The 14,175-nt window shown below is 63.2% G+C and carries 14 protein-coding genes; 10 read left to right on the forward strand and 4 right to left on the reverse strand.

All coding sequences use genetic code 11. The annotated features are described in order from the left end of the window. Nucleotides 1–41: 41 nt before the first annotated feature. On the reverse strand, nucleotides 42–893 hold the full coding sequence (locus GTW23_RS10660) for a helix-turn-helix domain-containing protein (protein ID WP_252915735.1): 852 nt from the start codon (nucleotides 891–893) through the stop codon (nucleotides 42–44). 136 nt (nucleotides 894–1,029) lie between these two features. Here GTW23_RS10660 and GTW23_RS10665 point away from each other — a divergent pair, with 136 nt between their 5' ends. From GTW23_RS10665 to GTW23_RS10675, 3 genes are all read left to right on the forward strand, one after another. Further along, nucleotides 1,030–1,233, forward strand: coding sequence for a DUF2061 domain-containing protein (locus tag GTW23_RS10665; protein ID WP_252915736.1), 204 nt, complete (start codon nucleotides 1,030–1,032; stop codon nucleotides 1,231–1,233). A gap of 257 nt (nucleotides 1,234–1,490) precedes the next feature. Further along, a complete protein-coding gene (locus GTW23_RS10670; protein ID WP_252915738.1) occupies nucleotides 1,491–2,390 on the forward strand; it encodes a macro domain-containing protein in 900 nt (299 codons plus the stop codon). Beyond that, nucleotides 2,381–3,364, forward strand: coding sequence for a DarT ssDNA thymidine ADP-ribosyltransferase family protein (locus GTW23_RS10675; protein WP_252915740.1), 984 nt, complete (start codon nucleotides 2,381–2,383; stop codon nucleotides 3,362–3,364). Before GTW23_RS10670 ends, GTW23_RS10675 begins: the two co-directional genes overlap by 10 nt. 63 nt (nucleotides 3,365–3,427) lie before the next feature. On the opposite strand, the gene GTW23_RS10680 is transcribed toward GTW23_RS10675, so the two are convergent. Beyond that, a complete protein-coding gene (locus tag GTW23_RS10680) occupies nucleotides 3,428–5,632 on the reverse strand; it encodes a primosomal protein N' (protein WP_252915741.1) in 2,205 nt (734 codons plus the stop codon). A 95-nt stretch (nucleotides 5,633–5,727) separates the two neighbouring features. On the opposite strand from GTW23_RS10680, the gene fsa reads away from it, so the two are divergent. Next, entirely contained in the window at nucleotides 5,728–6,381 is a 654-nt protein-coding gene (fsa, locus tag GTW23_RS10685; RefSeq protein WP_152011206.1) for a fructose-6-phosphate aldolase, read from the forward strand. 152 nt (nucleotides 6,382–6,533) lie between these two features. Here fsa and GTW23_RS10690 read toward each other — a convergent pair whose 3' ends face one another. Then, a complete protein-coding gene (locus GTW23_RS10690; RefSeq protein ID WP_252915743.1) occupies nucleotides 6,534–7,442 on the reverse strand; it encodes a GNAT family N-acetyltransferase in 909 nt (302 codons plus the stop codon). A 197-nt stretch (nucleotides 7,443–7,639) separates the two neighbouring features. Here GTW23_RS10690 and GTW23_RS10695 point away from each other — a divergent pair, with 197 nt between their 5' ends. The 3 genes from GTW23_RS10695 (at nucleotide 7,640) to GTW23_RS10705 (ending at nucleotide 10,978) form a co-directional block, all read left to right on the forward strand. Further along, nucleotides 7,640–8,575, forward strand: coding sequence for a tyrosine recombinase XerC (locus tag GTW23_RS10695; protein ID WP_252915744.1), 936 nt, complete (start codon nucleotides 7,640–7,642; stop codon nucleotides 8,573–8,575). A 140-nt stretch (nucleotides 8,576–8,715) separates the two neighbouring features. Further along, entirely contained in the window at nucleotides 8,716–9,735 is a 1,020-nt protein-coding gene (locus tag GTW23_RS10700) for an alpha/beta hydrolase (RefSeq protein WP_252915746.1), read from the forward strand. 100 nt (nucleotides 9,736–9,835) lie between these two features. Beyond that, nucleotides 9,836–10,978: a TraB/GumN family protein gene (locus GTW23_RS10705; protein ID WP_252915748.1), complete on the forward strand. Its 1,143-nt coding sequence runs from the start codon at nucleotides 9,836–9,838 to the stop codon at nucleotides 10,976–10,978. A gap of 30 nt (nucleotides 10,979–11,008) precedes the next feature. Here GTW23_RS10705 and GTW23_RS23505 read toward each other — a convergent pair whose 3' ends face one another. After that, nucleotides 11,009–11,707 carry a helix-turn-helix transcriptional regulator gene (locus GTW23_RS23505; RefSeq protein ID WP_252915750.1) on the reverse strand — a complete coding sequence of 233 codons (699 nt, stop codon included), beginning with the start codon at nucleotides 11,705–11,707 and terminating at the stop codon, nucleotides 11,009–11,011. A 101-nt stretch (nucleotides 11,708–11,808) separates the two neighbouring features. On the opposite strand from GTW23_RS23505, the gene GTW23_RS10715 reads away from it, so the two are divergent. From GTW23_RS10715 to GTW23_RS10725, 3 genes are all read left to right on the forward strand, one after another. Further along, nucleotides 11,809–13,425, forward strand: a complete 1,617-nt coding sequence (locus GTW23_RS10715; protein WP_252915752.1) for an FAD-dependent monooxygenase — start codon at nucleotides 11,809–11,811, stop codon at nucleotides 13,423–13,425. A gap of 4 nt (nucleotides 13,426–13,429) precedes the next feature. Continuing rightward, the gene (locus tag GTW23_RS10720) at nucleotides 13,430–13,639 is read left to right on the forward strand and encodes a hypothetical protein (RefSeq protein ID WP_252915754.1); all 210 of its coding nucleotides are present in this window, start codon (nucleotides 13,430–13,432) and stop codon (nucleotides 13,637–13,639) included. A 159-nt stretch (nucleotides 13,640–13,798) separates the two neighbouring features. Continuing rightward, nucleotides 13,799–14,152: a hypothetical protein gene (locus tag GTW23_RS10725; protein ID WP_152011200.1), complete on the forward strand. Its 354-nt coding sequence runs from the start codon at nucleotides 13,799–13,801 to the stop codon at nucleotides 14,150–14,152. Nucleotides 14,153–14,175 lie beyond the last annotated feature (23 nt).

The raw sequence follows: 14,175 nt of genomic DNA on the forward strand, positions 1-14,175 counted from the left end.
TCGTTCGCTTCCGCTCAATCGACGCCGCGGCAGCCGCGGCCTTACCGGCCGGCTTCCCCGAACATCTCGCGGATGATCCGGCCGGCATTGCGCGCCTCAACCTCCGATTCGCGCACCAGCGCGTCGAAATGCTCTGTCAGCGCCGAGATCTGGCGGCTGTCGCGGTAGACCAGGTAGAACTGGCCGACATAGACCGCCGCCAGCAGCCGCCCGAAGATCGACACAGGCGCCGAAAACACCTTCTTCGCGTCGTAGAAGTAAAGCCTCAGCGACGGGTAGAGCCGCTCGCACCGCTCCGCCATGAAGTCGATCTGCGCGGCACGGGCATCGGCATCGAGCCCCTGCCAGTAGCCCTCGCCGCGCGCCAGCGAGCGGATCTTGTCGATCGAGACGCAGATCTCGTAATCCGAGCCAGGCGCCCGGAGCCAGTCGGAGGTCTCGCGCATGGCCCCGCGCGCCTGTTCCGGCGTCTTGTCGAGGAAGGCGGCATATTCCCATTCGAGCACGGCTTCTGTCTTCAGGATATCCGGCAGGGTTGCCGGCACGTGGCGGATCTTGTGCCCCGCCGCCTCCTGGTGCCAGGCGATGATCTGCTCGTCTGCCGGCGTCCGTTGCGCCGTCGCCATCCGGAAATTCGCCGACAGCACCTCGGCCGCCGGCTCCGGCCGGTCCGACAGGCCCAAGAGCCAGTCCGCACTCACCCCCAGCGCATCAGCGCATTCCGCCGCCAGATGCGCGTTCGGCAGCCGCACCTCGTCGCCCGAAAGCAATTGCGCAATCGTCGACCGGTCGACGCCCGCCGCCCGCGCCAGCGCGCTGCGGCTCATCCCGCCAAGCGCCAGCCGGGCGGCCAGACGGGTGCGGAACAGCTCTGCGCGGTCGGTCTTGTGCATTGGCGACTATTCACACGTTTGGTGATTTTTATCAACATTCGTGTATTTTTGCGCAGAAGACACAGAATTCCGGTAGGCACGCGAAGCGCCTACAACTCCCGCATCGCATCACCAGCACAGGGAGCCGCCGCAGACCATGGAATCGAAACTCAGGACCATCGCCAAAGCCCTCACCTGGCAAGCCCTCGGCCTCGCCGTCACCGGCGCGCTGGCCTGGTTCCACACCGGCAACATGGCAACCGCCATGAGTTTCGCCCTCTCCACCGCGGCCAGCGGCCTGGCGTTTTTCGTGCTGCATGAAAGGATATGGGCGCGGGTGCGGTGGGGGATTGGAGGGTGAGGGGGAGCTTTAAGGTTGCGGAGCGGTGCACCGTTCGTCCAAGCCATTCAGGCTCTGAACTTTTGAGGTGGTGATAACGCTAGATAGTCAATTTGGTTTGGCTGATATCGGTATTTTTGAGTTAAGTTGATATTGGTAAGACTTGGTGCATATGGTACGAGCTGACCGATTTGCGTTTTTGTTCGTGCTATGTTCCCATGGAGCTCGCGTGTGTTGCCATGTCTCCTTTTTGGTTTCACGAGGAAAGGTGAAAGACCGTGCTGACATATAAGCGAACCAGCCTTCTTGAAGCCAACACTCAGACGCTCGTGAACACAGTCAATTGCGTTGGCGTTATGGGAAAAGGTATAGCCAAAGCTTTCAAGCAACGTGAACCCAACATGTTCAAGGCCTACAAGCACATATGCGATCAAGAGCTTCTGGAACCTGGCAAGCTTTGGCTTTGGCGCGGTTCCGAACAATGGATCTTGAACTTTCCAACAAAACGCCATTGGCGTAATCCTTCCCGCATGGAGTGGGTGGAAGCCGGACTCGAAAAATTTGTCAACACATACGAAGCCCAAGGCATAGCGGATATCGCATTCCCGAAGCTTGGTTGCGGGAACGGCAATCTCGATTGGGAAGAAGTTCGACCGCTCATGGAGCAATACTTATCCGATTTGCCCATTCCAGTTTTTATTCACGATTACACCAAGGATATTGGGCTACCTGAGCACCTTGAACACCTTGCAAATGAAGTTCGTAAATCAGTTGGTGATTTGTCTTTCAGGAGCTTCGTCGCAGCTTTGGAGAGCATTTCAAAGCTCGCGCCGAAACTACGCTTGGATGATAAGAACGAGTTCGAGATTAATTTTGATAGCGACACTCTTGAAATCAAGACAGCCGAGAAACATTGGCACTTCGAGGAAGACGATCTTCGGGGCGTTTGGCTGAGCCTTCTGAACGGCCTGGTGACCGAAGATAAAGCTGGGTGGATGGATAAAGGTGCTGGGGTACCGCTGTTGACAATGATGCAGTTATTACCAGATGTCCGCGCAGTTCAGATTCACCGACATGGAAAACCAGAGCCTGAAATTGCTGTTGAACTAAAACCGGAAGTAGCGGTGCCTTTTGAGGCAAGTAGCCCAAGCTCGCAAGCTGAATTGCCATGGCATTAGGTGAAGCGTTTGTAGATCGGCATATCGCAGAGTGGGGTGATCGACTCGGCTCCGGTGTTTATCCCTATAGGAGGCATTGGCCTTCTCGGCTATTCCACCATGCACCGCTTGAAACAGCACTAGCGATCATAAATGACGGGCATTTGCGCGCACGATCCGATCCACAACGTCAGCAACTCCAAGACGTTGCGGCGGGCGGGGTAATTGACAACCGGCAGGAAGCCCATGGGCGCGTGCGACTGTATTTCCGCCCGAGAACCCCCACCCAATTCCATATTGAGGGCATTCGCAAAGCCGCTGATTGCTTATACGGAGCAAATGCACATGCCCCCGTTCTTGTGATGTTCGTGCTTGATGCAAAGCGCGTCCTTACCAAGCAGGATGTGCTTTTTTCAGACCAAAACATGCAAAGCCTAAATGCCAAGACGGGTAACGACGAAAAGTTCTTCGGAACCATACCGTTTGCATCAGTCTTTCATGAAGGTGGGATTGCTGGTGATCATTCAATTATTGCCAGTCGCTGCGCTGAGGTTCTTCCCGCGTCCCCTTTGCCTCTTGCAGAGGTGCTGTCCAGCATTTGGTTCCGATCTGAACCAGAGCGCGATTCATTCCTATACAAACTGGGCGCAGCGGCAGCGCAATGGCAATCGCGTTGCTCCGTATCCGACGAACTAAAGGTGTTCGATAAACGCTTTCCTTTTGTCGCGGACATTGGCCTATCTACGGAAGGTGTTAGATTTCGCTTGAATCACCGATACGACATTCAGAACATCTCGATCGCGATACAAGTTTACAATAAACAAAATCAAATATGCATCAATTTTCGAAATGAAAATTTTACCACTTACAACAAAGTTCAAGGACGCTGGCTGATTAAAAGCACCCTGCAACCGGACAATTACTTGGTAAAAGTTCAGATCGAAAATCATCAAGCGTATGAGTCAGTTATAAGACTCAGCGATAGCTTGTTCTGATAAAACTCGCCCAAAATACTTATGGTTATTGGGAGAGGACTCCACCCAATTTAACACCACCCCTTACAAAAAACTCTGCGGATCGATATCCACCTGCACCTGCACCGAGCCGCGCGCCTTCGGCCCCTGCGCCAGCATCGCGCGGATAAATCCCTGCATGTCGCGCCCGCGCTCGCCATGCACCAGCAGGCGGAAGCGGTAGCGGCCGCGGATCAGGGCCAAGGGCGCTTCCGCGGGCCCCAGCACCATGATGCCGGGCGCGGCAGGCGCTGCGGCGCGCAAGGCCCGCGCATGGGTTTCGGCTTCCGGCCGCGTCGCCGCCGAGACGATCACCGAGGCGAGGCGGCCGAAGGGTGGAAGCATGGCGCGGCTGCGTTCGTCGGTCTCGCGTTCGTAGAACGCCTCCGGCTCGCCCGAGGCCAGCGCCTGCATCACCGGGTGCTGCGGCTGGTAGGTCTGGATCAGGCCCAGGCTCTTGCGCCCCGAGCGCCCGGCCCGGCCGGTCACCTGCGACAGGAGCTGATAGGTCCGCTCGGCGGCGCGCGGATCGCCGTTCGACAGCCCGAGATCGGCATCGACCACGCCGACCAGCGTCATCAGCGGGAAATTGTGCCCCTTGGCCACCAGCTGCGTGCCGATGACGATATCCGCCTCGCCCTTGGCGATCGCCTCGAGCTCGATCCGCAATCGCCGCGTGCCGCCCGCCATGTCCGACGACAGCACGATGACGCGCGCATCGGGGAAATGCTTGTCGGCTTCCTCGGCGATCCGCTCGATCCCAGGCCCGCAGGGCGTCAGGTGGTCGAGCGCGCCGCAGGACGGGCAGGCCTGCGGCGTGGGTTCATTGTGGCCGCAATGATGGCACTGCAATTGCCCGCGGAACCGGTGCTCGACCAGCCAGCTCGAACAGTCCGGGCACTCGAAGCGGTGGCCGCAGACCCGGCACAGCGTCAAGGGCGCATAGCCACGCCGGTTCAAAAACAGCAGCGACTGCTCCTTGCGTTCGAGCGTCTCGGCCATGGCTCTCAGCAACAGCGGCGACAGGAACCCGCCGCGCGCCGGCGGATAGCGCCTGAGATCGACGAGCTTCAGGTCCGGCAGCCCGGCATCGGCATAACGGCCCGGCAGCAAAAGGTGGCTGTAGCGGCCCTGCTGCGCATTGACCCGGCTTTCGATCGACGGCGTCGCAGACGCCAGCACAACCGGGATCTGGGCGAGCCGGGCGCGGACCACCGCCATGTCGCGGGCGTTGTAGAACACCCGGTCTTCCTGCTTGTAGGCCGGGTCGTGCTCCTCGTCGACGATGATCAGCCCGAGGTCATGAAACGGCAGGAACAGCGCCGAGCGCGCGCCCGCCACCACGCTGACGCGGCCCTCGGTCACCTGCCGCCAGACCTTCTCGCGCATCCTTGGCGCCAGTTCCGAATGCCACTCCGCCGGCCGCGCGCCGAAACGGTCGTGAAACCGGTCGAGAAACTGCGCCGTCAGCGAGATCTCCGGCAGCAGGATCAGCACCTGCCGACCGGCCCGCACCGCCTCGGCAATCGCCTCGAAATAGACCTCGGTCTTGCCCGAGCCGGTGACCCCGTCAAGCAGCGTCACCCCGAACCCGCTTTTCGCGACCGTTGCCCTGAGTGCGTCCGCCGCCTCCGCCTGCCCGTCCTCCAGCACCGCCGGCTGGTAGTCCGGATCGGGATCGGGCACCACCGGCGGCGGCGGCAGTTTCACCGGTTCGAACACGCCTTGCGCAAACAGCCCGTCGATGACGCTCGGCGTGACGCCGGCCGCATGCGCCAGCCCGCTCTTGCTCCAGGCCAGGCCGTCGCCCGCCTGCTCAAGCACCCGTTCGCGCGCCGCCGTCAGCCGCTCCGGCCGTGTTTCGGTGAGCCGCAGCGCATCGATCATCGGCTCGGGATCGAAGGCGGCCGGCGCCCGCAGCGCCATCCGCGCCACCAGTCCCGGCGGCGACAGCGTGTAGGCCGACACCCAGTCGATGAAGCGCCGCATCGGCTCGTTGACCGGCGGGCAGTCGAACACCTGGGTGACCTCGCGCAACTTGTCCGGATTGACCTGGTCGGCCTCCCCGTCCCAGACGATCCCGGCCACCAGCCGCGGCCCCAGCGGCACCTGCACGATCTGCCCCGGCCCGGCCTCCACCCCTTCCGGCAGCGCATAGGAATAGGCACGCTCCGCCGGCATCGGGATGAGCACGGGAACAACCTTGCGGGGGAACAGCCCGCCTTCAATTTGTCGCGAATCTTTGGCCATGTGGCGTGACCTTGCCCCCGCTTTGGGCTAAAGGGAACCCGGAATTGTTAAGAGCGCCCCGGACAATCCCGGCTGGCGCAGCTTGGGAGTGTGAAATGAAATTCTTTGTCGACACAGCCGACGTGAACGAGATCCGGGAACTCAACGATTTGGGCCTGATCGACGGCGTCACCACCAACCCTTCGCTGATCATGAAATCCGGCCGCGACATCCGCGAAGTCACCAAGGAAATCTGCTCAATCGTCGACGGTCCGGTCTCCGCCGAGGTCGCCGCCACCGAATATGACGCGATGATGAAGGAAGCGGCCGTGCTGGCCAAGATCGCCGACAACATCTGCATCAAGCTGCCGCTGACGCTCGATGGCCTGAAGGCCTGCCGCGCATTGACCTCCGACGGCCACATGACCAATGTGACGCTGTGCTTTTCGGCCAACCAGGCGCTGCTCGCCGCCAAGGCCGGCGCGTCCTTCATCTCGCCCTTCATCGGCCGCCTCGACGACATGGGCATCGACGGCATGGACCTGATCCGCGAAATCCGCCAGATCTACGACAATTACGGCTTCGAGACCGAAATTCTCGCCGCCTCGATCCGCACCGTGGGTCATGTCAAGGAAGCCGCCCTGATCGGCGCCGACGTGGCCACGATTCCCGCCTCGACCATCAAGGCGCTGGTCAAGCATCCGCTCACCGACAAGGGCCTCGACGCGTTTCTGGCCGACTGGAAGAAGACCGGCCAGACCATCGCCTGATCCGGCTGGCCGGATCACGTTCCATGAAATGAAGCTGAAGCGGCCCGGTCACCCCGGGCCGTTTTGTCATTCCGGGTCAAGGCAAGCAGTCAGGCCGGGGCCGTCACGTGCTGTGAGAAAGCGTTGGTGAAACGTCTCGAGCGCCTTGCGGCTCAGGCTGCCTGGTTCCAGCCCTTCGGCGCCGGCTCGAAAGCCCGGTCCGCGTCTTTCGCAAGCCCGTGCACGGTGTGATACTCGAGCGCCCGGACCGCTTCCGCAGGGTCGCCATCGAGCGCATCGGGCATGATCGGTTCTCCGACCGTGAAGCGGAACGTGTGGTGCTTCTTGTTGAGCAGCTCGTGAAACACGGTCATGTCGCGCAATTCGGTCGAATGTTTCGACAGCCAGTAGAACAGGCCGGAATTGCGTGCCGAGATATTGACCGGCACCACCGGCAATTCATGCCGCTTGGCCAGCGTCACCGCCGACAGCTTCCATGGGCGTTCCGTCAGCCTGCCCTCGTGCCAGAAGGCGATCCGCCCGGAGGGAAACAGCACCGTGGCCTTGCCGTCCTGCACCGCCCGGTTGGTCAGCTGCAGGGTTTCGCGGGTCTTGTCGCGGCTCTTGTAGTCGTCGCGCCACTCGACCGGGATGATGATTTCGTTGAAGCGCGGGCTGACCCGCACCGCGTCGCGGTTGGCGAAAATCATCATGTCGGGGCGGTGGCGGCTCAGGAAATCATACATCGCCACGCCGTCGGCGATGCCGGTGGGGTGGTTGGCAACCAGCAGGAAGCCGCCTTTTTTCGGGATCCGCTCCTGGCCGCGCGACTGGATGTCGAGCTTCAGAATGTCGCTGAGGTGGCGAAACGCCTCGTGACCGGACATGGTGCCGATGGCGTCGGCCATGCGCACTGCGGCGCCGTATTTCAGCGTCGCATAGAGAAACGGCCGCATCACCGGCCAGGCCGGGTGCGCCACCAGACGGCCGCCGCGCTCGGCGATCAGCCGGTCGATGATATGGCCGGGGCGGCCATGGGCCAACACCTGCAACCGGTCTGAAATCTCAGCCACATACGCCATGGATTCGACTCTCTTTCGTCCGCCTGACAAAACCTATGGCAACCAATTATGATGCCATGATGACATCAGTCCGCCGGATCCGTTTACCCCCCGCTAAGCCCACTATGCAATAGTTGGCGCCAAGTTTGGCCGCAGGTGTGGCCGCCCGGTCGCACCACGGAGCGTTCCGGCAGGCCGTTGCAAATCACGGATCCATCATGAACCAGCCTCTCGTCATTGCCGCTCCCGACGTCATTGCCGAACAGCAGCACTGGCTCAACCAGCTGACCGATGAGCGGCGCCTGTCACCCAAGACCGCCGACGCCTATGAACGCGACCTGCGCCAGTTTCTGGGGTTTCTGACCACGCATCTCGGCGGTCCCCCACGGATCGCCGACCTCGCCGATCTGCGTCCGCTCGACCTGCGCGCCTTCATGGCCGAGCGGCGGCGCGGTGGTGCCGGAGCAAGGACGCTGGGACGCGGGCTTGCCGGGATCCGGTCGTTCCTGCGCCATCTCGAACGCAAGGGCATGGCCAATGCCGCCGGCGCTTCGGCCACGCGCGCACCGCGCCAGCCCAAGTCATTGCCCAAGCCCCTGAGCGCGCGCGACGCCCTGCGCGTGGTCGACACCGACCTGCAGATGTCGGACGAACCCTGGATCGCCGCCCGCTCGAGCGCTGTGCTGACCCTGCTCTATGGCTGTGGCCTGCGCATTTCCGAGGCGCTGTCACTGACGGCGAATGACCTGCCGCGCGACGGCGAAACACTGAGGATCACCGGCAAGGGCGGCAAGACCCGTATCGTGCCGCTGCTGGCTGTGGCCAGACAAGCCATCGCCGAATACCGCAGGCTCTGCCCCTATTCGCCCGGCCCCGATCAGCCGATGTTCCGCGGCGCCCGCGGCGGTCCGCTGCAGCCGGCCATCGTGCAGAAGGAAATGCGGCGCCTGCGCTCGGCGCTCGACCTGCCCGAGACCGCCACCCCGCATGCGCTGAGACACTCCTTCGCCACCCACCTTCTGGCTGGCGGCGGCGATCTCCGCACCATCCAGGAACTGCTCGGCCACGCCAGCCTGTCGACCACCCAGGTCTACACCGGCGTCGATTCAAGCCGCCTCATCGAGATCTACGACCGCGCCCACCCGCGGGCCTGAGCCAAACAGCCGGCCCGAACATCTGACCCGAACACCTGAACAGACACAAATTTCCGGCCACCCCTTGCATCGGGCGGCGATTCCGGTCGAAACCATGCAGGGTTCCTTTCGATCAACCGTCAGCAAGCAGCGATAAAGCCATGTCCGTCTCCGATATTCTCCCGATCGTTCTCCGCATCGCGGTGATCTCCGTCGTCATCTATTTCCTGATCGCCTTCGGGCTGATCCTGTCCCAGGGTGCCTCAGACAAGATTGCCGGCGAAACCATCGATTTTTCCGGCCAGACGGCGGGCGCAAGGCCCGAACCCGCGCCCTTGAAGACCTATCAGGCGCGCGATGGCGCCACGCTCGGCTACCGCCACTACGGCAGCGGCAACGCCGATGCGCCGCTCGTCATCTTCATCCACGGATCGGGCTGGCATGGCGGCGCCTATGACGGGCTTGCACGGTCCATCGCCGGGAAGGCCGGCGTCGAGGTTGCCCTGCCGGACCTGCGCGGCCATGGCCCCGACCCGCAAACCCGCGGCGACATTGCCCATGTCGGCCAGTTCGAGGAAGACATCGCCGATCTCGCGGCGCTGCTGCGCAAACCCGGCCAGCCACTGGTGCTTGGCGGCCATTCGAGCGGCGGCGGACTGGTCGTCCGCTTTGCCGGCGGAGACCACCGCTCCACGCTCGACGGCGCGGTGCTGCTGGCGCCGTTTCTCAAGTACAACGCCCCCACCACGCGCCCTAATTCCGGCGGCTGGGCCCGGCCGCTGACCCGCCGCATCATCGGTCTGTCGATGCTTAATGCCGTGGGAATCACCGCGCTCAACGGCCTGACCGCGATACAGTTCAACTTCCCCGCCGAGGTGCTGAACGGCCCCGAGGGCGGCACTGCCACCACGAGCTACAGCTACCGCCTCAACACCGCCTATGCACCGCGCAACGATTATCTCGCCGACATTGCCACGCTGCCGCCCTTCCTGCTGATTGCCGGCGCAGACGATGAATCCTTCGTTGCCTCGGGCTATGAGCCGCTGATGAAAACCGTCAACCCGGACGGCCGCTACCGGTTGCTTGACGGGCAATCCCATCTCGGCGTGATCGACGATGAGCGCACCGCGGAATTGATCGCCGGATTCCTTGGCGATTTGCCCGGCGCGCGCCGGCCGTAAGCCGGGCCCCGGACCGGCAGACGCGGGTGATTAACGTCCGGTTTACCACGGACGGAAGTTCACGGCGGGTTAACCGGATTGTCAGCCCGCGGACGGTAAGATGACGGGTCAGATCCAGAAGGAACGGCCTGCCATGCATCACCAGCACGTCCTGTCCAGCATAAGGACCACCTGCGCGCGATTTCCAAACCTGGTCTTCGCCGTCGCGGTATCCTTGCCGTTCGCCCTGCTGATCCTGCTTGCGCTCGGCCTTGTCTGGGGCACCGGCCAGGCCCGCGCTGAAGACACTGCGTCCTGCGCCGGCACCAGCCTGGTCGAACAGCTCGCCCTGTCGGATCCGGAGAAGCTTGCCGCCGCCCGCGCCGAGGCCGCCGCCATTCCCAATGGCAGCGGGCTGTTGTGGAAGGTCGAGAAGCCCGGCCTCACCCCCTCCTTCCTGTTCGGAACCATGCATGTCACAGATCCGCGCGTGACCGAGATGCCCGAGGCTGCGCGCGCAGCCTTCGACCAGGCCGGAACCGTGGTGATCGAGACCATAGAGATCCTTGATCCGGCCAAGGCCCAGGCCGCATTGCTGACCAGGCCCGAACTCACCATGTTCACCGATGGAACCACCCTGACCTCGCTTCTCAACGAGGAGGAGACCGAGATCATCAGTGCCGAACTGTCGCGCCGCGGCATTCCGATCGCGCTGGTCTCGCGGATGAAACCCTGGATGATCGCCGGCCTGGTTGCCCTGCCGGCCTGCGAGATGGCGCGCAAGGCCGAAGGCGTCGAGTTTCTCGACATCAAGATCGCCACCACCGCCCGGGACCGGGGCAAGCAGCTGCTCGGCCTCGAAAGCATCGGCGAGCAGATGCAGGCCATGGCCGACCTGCCGATCGAGTTCCACATCCGCGGCCTGGTCGAGACCATCAAGCTGGCTGATCTGATGCCCGACATCATGGCGACCATGACCGGTCTCTACCTGGAGGGCGAGATCGCGCAGATCATGCCGGTGGTTCTGGCTGCCGGACCTGAGGAACTCGAAGATGACGCCAGCGGCTACGCCGCCTTCGAGGAGCGCATCGTTCGCATGCGCAACCACGTCATGGCCGAGCGCGCCGCCCCGATCCTCGACGCCGGCAACGCCTTCATCGCTGTCGGCGCGTTGCACCTGCCAGGCAAGGAAGGCCTGGTGGCGCTCTTGCAGGACGCGGGCTTCACGGTGACGGCGATTCCGGCGAACCCCGGAAGTCTGTAAAGTGGAGCGGCTCCGGCAGCCGTTTCAGCTTCACCCCTTGCGGCAAAGGGCAAACAGGTCGCCCCGCGACGAGATCCCGAGCTTGCCATAGGCACGGCGCCGGTAGGTCACAATCGTGGCCGGGGACAGGCCCAGTTCGCCGGCGATCATCTCCGCCTTCTTGCCACCGAGAACACCCAGGCAGATCTGCCGTTCACGCTCGCTCAGAGCCGCAAGGCAGGCGGGATAGCCGGCCGGCGGGTGGCTCTCGTGATGATTGAGCACGAGCCGGGCAATCAGCGAGAGCAATGCCTCGTCCGGTTTCGGGGCGCCCGCTTCGCCATCATAGAAATTGACCATCATCCGCCGTGACGAACCCGCCGCCAGCACGGTGGTCTTGCCTGACAGGCCGGGCTCACTGAAAAAGATATCGAAATAGTCGGGCGGCATCTTCGCAACGATGTCGTCCATGCGCCGCACATGCGTCTGGCCTGCCGGCAGCCGCATCAGTTCAGGCAACAGCGGATCCATGCGGAACCAGCCATCCATGTAGCGTCCGGCCAAAACCTCGCCCGTTCTCACCCGTTCATAGTTGCGCGACAAGAGACAGGTCACAGCGTCACCGGTCATCTCGAACACCATCAGCTGGCGCACACCCGTCCATCCGGCGAGATCGACAATGCACGCGGCAAAACCATCGCTGCCACTGGCCGCAGCGCAGTCCTCGATCAGGCGATAAACGCTCGTCACTCATCACCTCCCTTTGTCCGCGCTGTCCTCTCCCAAGGGGGACATACAAGACGGCCTCCGCAGAGTAAATTGACCGCTGGAGACTACAACGGAGGAAACCCATGAGGCCTGCCGGTCGAGACGAAACGGATTCGCTCTACTTCACCTATCCGCATTTCAACGAGCCCCGCGGCGAGGCGAGGGCGCATCTGAGCGATGCCGTTCCGGTGGTTATCGTCGGCGCCGGGCCGGTTGGTATGGTGGCTGCACTCAGCCTGGCTCGCGAGGGCGTGCGCTCGGTGCTTGTTGAAGCCAGGTCAAGCTTCAACGACGGCAGCCGAGCCATCTGCATCGCCCGCCAGAGCTTCCACATCCTTCAAAGCCTCGGCGCACTCGAACCGTTCCTCGCCAAGGCGCTTGGCTGGACCACGGGACGCAGTTTCTATCGCGGCAAGCAGATCCTCGAATTCACCATGCCGGACGGACCATCGGAAAAATTCAGGCCGATGTACAATCTCCAGCAGCAATACATCGAAGCGTACCTCTATCAGGCCATTGCCGCCAATCCGCTGATCGAGACCAGGTGGCAAAGCGAGGTGGTCGGCATGCACTCCGGTCCGGTCGGCGTGGACCTGACCATACGCGACCCTGAGGCGACCTACGCCCTGAAGGCTGACTGGCTGCTCGCGGCCGACGGCGCCCGCAGCCCGGTCCGCCGCATGCTCGGCCTGAAACTGCGCGGCGAAAACTATGAGGGCCGCTACGTCATCGCCGACATCCGGATGCAGCACGACTATCCGACCATCCGCCGTGCCCTGTTCGACCCCGCGTGCCGGCCCGGCGGAACCGTGCTGATCCACAAGCAGCCCGACGATATCTGGCGCATCGACTACCAGCTGGCCAGCGGCGAAAGCGAGACCGAAGCGCTCAGGGAAGATACGGTCCGCAAGAGTGTGGCGCTGGTGCTCGAGGACATCGGCTACAGCGGCAGCTGGGATCTCGAATGGTGGAGCATCTACTCAGCCAACACGCTGGCGCTCGACGAGTACCGCCACGGGCGCGTGGTCTTCATCGGCGACAGCGCCCACATCGTCCCGATCTTCGGCGTCCGGGGTCTCAACAACGGCATCGCCGACGCCCACAACATCGGCTGGAAACTCGGCCGCGTGCTCAATGGCCGCGCAGGCGAGGACCTGCTCGACAGCTACACGCCCGAGCGGCGCGGCGCCACGCTCGACGTGTTCGCCAACGCCACAAAGAGCGCCCGGTTCATGACGCCGCCGAGCCATGGCTGGCGGATCATGCGCGACGCGGCCCTTGGTCTGGCGCTCGAACATCCGTTTGCGGGCGAGCTCGCCAATCCCCGGCAGATGACGCCCTTCACCTATGCCCGCAGTCCGGCCGTGCTGCCCGACGATCCGGGCTTCGCGGGCGGAGCCGCCCCGGGTGCGGCCATGCCCGATGCGGCGCTTACAGACGGATTCCTGTGCGACCGGATCGGCAGCGGCTACACGCTCGTCTGTTTTGACGAGGAACTCTCGGACGAGGTCTCCCGGCTGCCCGACGCGCCGGAAGTGGTTTGCCTTGATTTTCCCAGCGACGCATCGCGGATGCTGGGCGCCAATGCCAGTTCCGCCTATCTGGTCCGCCCGGACCTGCACATTGCCGCCCGCTGGCGCGAGGCATCGGCCGGCAGGATCGCGGACGCCATCAAGACGCTGAGTTTCAGGAAGGACTGACGCCATGCTGCAGCAGGATATCGAAGCCGTCTACGAGGAACTGGCGACCGGAATTGATGTTGCCGGAAGCGCGGATGCGGAAATCTTCCTTGCCCAGGTCTGTCTCCTGCTGGCGCGGGAACTGGGCGACCGGGATCGGGTGCTCGAACTCATCCGCCAGGCCATGCGCCTTCACGGGGAAGACCCGACCGCCGGCCCGGCACCGGTCCGGTAACGGCAGCAGGACCCGCGCAGGGTCTCCGCATGGCGTGAGGCCGCCGGCTACACGCACGGTGCCGCACAGTTACAAACCGTGACCGGCAGCACGGTCTGTCGCCGGAACCTATCTCCCGATCCGGACGTTTCTACCACGTGACACGAAAGGAGATGTCCAATGGTCGATTACACCCCGCATAACCGCCCCAGCGAGCAAGGTCGTCGTCCCTACGAGCATGTTCGCGACCCCGCCGTCGTGAAGACAGGCAACACTGGCGTGATGGCCGCAGTCGTGCTGTTCGTTCTTCTCGCAGTCGCCGCCTTTGTCTTCTGGACAGCCGACGACTACGAGGCAGTGAACACAACCGTTCCGGCTGCCGAATCCGGCGCTCAGATCAACGAACAGGCCACACCGGCTGAAAATCCGGCCCGCCCCGTTCCCGCACCCGATGCACCCATGATCGCACCGGATGCCGCGGCTCCGGCAGCCCCCGACACCACGGCTTCCCCGGCGCCCGCCACCAACGGCTAAGCCGCAGGCGTTCCATTGCGCCA

Origin of the sequence: Parahoeflea alexandrii (assembly GCF_024105735.1) — a bacterium.
Taxonomy (GTDB): domain Bacteria; phylum Pseudomonadota; class Alphaproteobacteria; order Rhizobiales; family Rhizobiaceae; genus Hoeflea; species Hoeflea alexandrii.

What these genes read in the sequence shown, in the direction of transcription:
- GTW23_RS10700 (WP_252915746.1), top strand. Translation starts at nt 8,716, where the DNA reads ATGTCCGTCTCCGATATTCTCCCGATCGTTCTCCGCATCGCGGTGATC.
- GTW23_RS10690 (WP_252915743.1), bottom strand. Translation starts at nt 7,442, where the DNA reads ATGGCGTATGTGGCTGAGATTTCAGACCGGTTGCAGGTGTTGGCCCAT.
- GTW23_RS10725 (WP_152011200.1), top strand. Translation starts at nt 13,799, where the DNA reads ATGGTCGATTACACCCCGCATAACCGCCCCAGCGAGCAAGGTCGTCGT.
- GTW23_RS10720 (WP_252915754.1), top strand. Translation starts at nt 13,430, where the DNA reads ATGCTGCAGCAGGATATCGAAGCCGTCTACGAGGAACTGGCGACCGGA.
- GTW23_RS10695 (WP_252915744.1), top strand. Translation starts at nt 7,640, where the DNA reads ATGAACCAGCCTCTCGTCATTGCCGCTCCCGACGTCATTGCCGAACAG.
- fsa (WP_152011206.1), top strand. Translation starts at nt 5,728, where the DNA reads ATGAAATTCTTTGTCGACACAGCCGACGTGAACGAGATCCGGGAACTC.
- GTW23_RS10680 (WP_252915741.1), bottom strand. Translation starts at nt 5,632, where the DNA reads ATGGCCAAAGATTCGCGACAAATTGAAGGCGGGCTGTTCCCCCGCAAG.
- GTW23_RS10665 (WP_252915736.1), top strand. Translation starts at nt 1,030, where the DNA reads ATGGAATCGAAACTCAGGACCATCGCCAAAGCCCTCACCTGGCAAGCC.
- GTW23_RS10660 (WP_252915735.1), bottom strand. Translation starts at nt 893, where the DNA reads ATGCACAAGACCGACCGCGCAGAGCTGTTCCGCACCCGTCTGGCCGCC.
- GTW23_RS10675 (WP_252915740.1), top strand. Translation starts at nt 2,381, where the DNA reads ATGGCATTAGGTGAAGCGTTTGTAGATCGGCATATCGCAGAGTGGGGT.
- GTW23_RS10715 (WP_252915752.1), top strand. Translation starts at nt 11,809, where the DNA reads ATGAGGCCTGCCGGTCGAGACGAAACGGATTCGCTCTACTTCACCTAT.
- GTW23_RS10705 (WP_252915748.1), top strand. Translation starts at nt 9,836, where the DNA reads ATGACGGGTCAGATCCAGAAGGAACGGCCTGCCATGCATCACCAGCAC.